The organism is Ilumatobacter sp. (genome assembly GCF_041688325.1).
In the GTDB taxonomy this organism is placed as follows: Bacteria; Actinomycetota; Acidimicrobiia; order Acidimicrobiales; family Ilumatobacteraceae; genus Ilumatobacter_A.
Map to the genome: position 1 here is coordinate 1 of NZ_JBDNIJ010000312.1, position 3074 is coordinate 3074.

5 protein-coding genes are annotated in these 3074 nt (G+C 62.0%); 2 read left to right on the top strand and 3 right to left on the bottom strand.

Going from position 1 to position 3074, the window contains the following annotated elements:
• Positions 1–181: 181 nt before the first annotated feature.
• From ACH2EI_RS16595 to ACH2EI_RS16605, 3 genes are all read right to left on the bottom strand, one after another.
• Positions 182–334 (bottom strand): hypothetical protein, encoded by a 153-nt coding sequence (locus ACH2EI_RS16595; protein ID WP_395152166.1) that lies wholly within the window; start codon positions 332–334, stop codon positions 182–184.
• 164 nt (positions 335–498) lie between these two features.
• Positions 499–750 carry a hypothetical protein gene (locus ACH2EI_RS16600; RefSeq protein WP_395152164.1) on the bottom strand — a complete coding sequence of 84 codons (252 nt, stop codon included), beginning with the start codon at positions 748–750 and terminating at the stop codon, positions 499–501.
• Positions 747–1604 (bottom strand): hypothetical protein, encoded by an 858-nt coding sequence (locus tag ACH2EI_RS16605; protein ID WP_395152162.1) that lies wholly within the window; start codon positions 1602–1604, stop codon positions 747–749. The genes ACH2EI_RS16600 and ACH2EI_RS16605 overlap by 4 nt, the downstream gene beginning before the upstream one ends.
• Positions 1605–1808: 204 nt before the next feature.
• Between ACH2EI_RS16605 and ACH2EI_RS16610 the strand changes: the two genes are divergently transcribed.
• Together ACH2EI_RS16610 and ACH2EI_RS16615 are read left to right on the top strand one after the other, a co-directional pair.
• Positions 1809–2366, top strand: coding sequence for a TetR/AcrR family transcriptional regulator (locus tag ACH2EI_RS16610; RefSeq protein ID WP_395152160.1), 558 nt, complete (start codon positions 1809–1811; stop codon positions 2364–2366).
• Between the two features lie 277 nt (positions 2367–2643).
• Positions 2644–3006: a hypothetical protein gene (locus tag ACH2EI_RS16615; RefSeq protein ID WP_395152158.1), complete on the top strand. Its 363-nt coding sequence runs from the start codon at positions 2644–2646 to the stop codon at positions 3004–3006.
• Positions 3007–3074 lie beyond the last annotated feature (68 nt).

Sequence of the window (3074 nt, forward strand, 5' to 3'; positions counted from 1 at the left end):
AATGCCGGTTCTGCTCGGGGTGGTGGTCAGGCGGAGCGCGCGTTCTGATCGGGTGGCTGACTGGATCGAAGCCGACTCCAGGAGTGCAGGGATGGGTGATGATTGGCGTCCGAAATCGAAAGCGACTCCACTGTTTAGGTGGAGTCGCTCAAGGTTCGAAGTTGGATCTTTGCTCGGGTGGCTACGGGGCCACGGGCCGCCCGGTGCTTTTCCATCCTGCGAGGATGGTGACCGCGACGGCAACGAAGAGCCCGTACGCGACACCGCCGGCGGCTGAGCCTTTCGCGATCGTGAGCGCTGCGATCACCGCACCCACTGCACCGCCGATCGCCATTGCACGGCGGTCACGGAGGGTTGCCAGGTACCGTCGCTTCAGTTCTGACTTCGACGAGTCTTGATGATCACCCGCGCAATTGCTGATAGCGCGAGTACCGCGTCAAGCACGACGATCAGGGCCAGAGAACCCTCGGTGGCGGACCATCTGGCGACGTCCACATCTCATCCGGCCGATCCGTGGCGAGGGTTCGTTTGCGTTCGTAGCCGTGCGACTATCACGCCGAGCGGCACGGAGATGCACGCCATGGCGACCCCGATGATCGTCGGGAACTGGGTGCTTGAGAGCAACGCCAGGACGAGAGCCGCGAGACACAGCGCGGTGCCTGAGAACGTCATCAGGCGGTGGTGTCGAATTCGGCCGATCGCACCGAGAGAGGCACCAACGCCGACAGCAAGGCAAAACGCAAGAATCATTTGCAGTATCCTCCACCCGAAGTTCCCCAGTACTCACCCGGAATGCCCTGGAGGCCGAGCGGCGTGGGCACAACCTTCATCTTCATGCAATGGCCCGCGTTCAGCACGTACGCAGCGTAGAGCGATATGGAACCAAGAGGGATAGCAGCGAGTCCGCCAGTGAAATAACCGCCAACGAGCGCTGATACGCCATAGCCGAGCATGAGTTTATTGGTTTCGTTCTTATTGAAGTAGACGGTGCCGGTGACGAAGCCCCATGTGTAGTGGGGGTCGGCCACGATGGGGTAGTTGCCGGTGTGGTTGACGGTCTGGACGATCGTGTTGCCGTCCACGGTTAGCGTGGTGGGAACCGCTGCTCCGGTTACGTCGGTTGCCCACGGTGCGTCGAAGTGACTCACGGGCACACCACTCGCGTCGATGATGTTGATGGTGCCGTCGTCTTGGGTTTCGAGACGGTAGTCCGCTGGGAGATCGATCGGGAAGCGGTACTGGGTTGGTGCGTTGGGGCCTTCGATCGTGATGAGTGCCCGAAGGCTGCCGTCGGCGAGTGCCTGAGCGGCGATCGAGGTGTCGACGGCGGCGTCGGTGTACACCGCGGTTCCGGCGCTGAGCACTGTCGCGTCATCGGCCTTGGTTGCGCCGGGGAGCCCAATTCCGATCTCGACGCCGTTCGATGCAACGGTGATCCCATCAGCGGGATCGGTAGGGATCGAAACGGTGCTGTTGTCATTCGTAGCGGTGACGGCGAGGTCACCAGTGCTGGTTGCGTTCGTGGCGACCGAATCACCGGCAACTTGTTCGACAGCAGCATTCACGGCAACAGCTTGGTCGGCATCGCCGTTGTCGGCTGACACAGCGCCAGTAGACGTTGCGACCGTGGCTGCACACAGCAGTGCACAGCCCAGGATGTTGGCTCCGAAACGGGTGGTCTTCAGGATGGTTCCTCACTTTCGATGGTTGGCCCAGGCGGGTCAGCTCACGACTTGACGGGCGTCAAGTACCAGACCTGTTCTACGCCTCACCTTGACGTCCGTCAAGTTGTTTCTTAGAATGGTCGTATGCCAGCGTCGACACCGAGAAGAGAGCAGATCGTTGCGACCGCACGTTCACTGTTCACCGCTCGCGGCTACGACGGCACCACCGTCAACGACATCGCGTCAGCGCTCGGCATCTCCAAGGCCGCGATCAGCTACTACTTCCCTGCCAAGGCCGATTTCTTGACCACCCTCTTGGACCCCCTCACCAACGAATTGGCCGCCGTCATCGACGAAGCCGTCGAAGCCGAATGGCCGACCGGCGTCAGGCATCTCCTTTGCGACTACCTCACCATTCTCGTCGCGTCCGCTGACCTTGCACGCTGGGCCGACGCCGACCTCGCACTCCGAATCGAGGACCGACCCGGCGCCACCATCCGAACGCTCGATCTCCGCCTCGCGCAACGGATCACGCAACTCTCATCTCGACACGTGGACCACATGCGCGCCCTCGCCGTCATCGGCGGGATCTGGCGCCCCCTCCACCACGAACCACCCGAAGCAATCACCGAACACCTCGACGAGATCGTCGACGCAGCACTCGTCAGCTACGCACCACTCAAACCCCGAAAACGAACCTGACAGGCGCCCTGTTCACCTCGACGTCATGCATGCATGCATCAACGGCAGCGCACTGAAACATCCACGCGAATTGCAAAGACCGACCACGGGCCCGAACCAGCACCCGCGGGCGCGCATAACCACCGCCGCGGGAACACCACGAGCCCGCACAGGTACGGCACCTACGCGATCGGGGAAGCGATCAGAATCTCAGGCGCCGGACGAATCGAAGTGTCGCTTGCCTGCGCTGCGCGACACCCTTCGACCTCTCGGATGCCTACGAGCGGTACCTTCAGGGATGGACAACGACGCCGCGGGAAGATCCGAGCGACTTCGAATCATCGTTGGCATCGGTGCGGCCGTTCTCTTGGCCTCACTTGCGGTCGGTGTCATCGGAAACCGGCGCGTCAACGACGAGGTCTCCCGAATTCGCACGAATGCGACGACCGCAGTCATCGACCCAGGCGACATCGTCATGACGGCCTACGACGCATCGAACGATCCCGTCGCCGACGCGTTGGGTGCTCCTTCGAGAGAGGTCGTGCAGACTGACGACCTCGGCTGGTGTGCTTGGATCGAGGTGTCTCACCTCGTTTCGAGCCGCTCGCTGTACTTCAAGATCGAAGCCGACAGCACGGTCGTCGAGGTCCAAAGTTGCTGATCGGCGTCAGCCTTACCCGCTCGTAACAACACGGCGCCACCACCCGGCGACCCGACCGATATCGGCAC

Excerpts from the sequence above, each read along its gene's own strand:
- ACH2EI_RS16595 (WP_395152166.1), bottom strand. The coding sequence starts at position 334 with ATGGCGATCGGCGGTGCAGTGGGTGCGGTGATCGCAGCGCTCACGATC.
- ACH2EI_RS16600 (WP_395152164.1), bottom strand. The coding sequence starts at position 750 with ATGATTCTTGCGTTTTGCCTTGCTGTCGGCGTTGGTGCCTCTCTCGGT.
- ACH2EI_RS16610 (WP_395152160.1), top strand. The coding sequence starts at position 1,809 with ATGCCAGCGTCGACACCGAGAAGAGAGCAGATCGTTGCGACCGCACGT.
- ACH2EI_RS16615 (WP_395152158.1), top strand. The coding sequence starts at position 2,644 with ATGGACAACGACGCCGCGGGAAGATCCGAGCGACTTCGAATCATCGTT.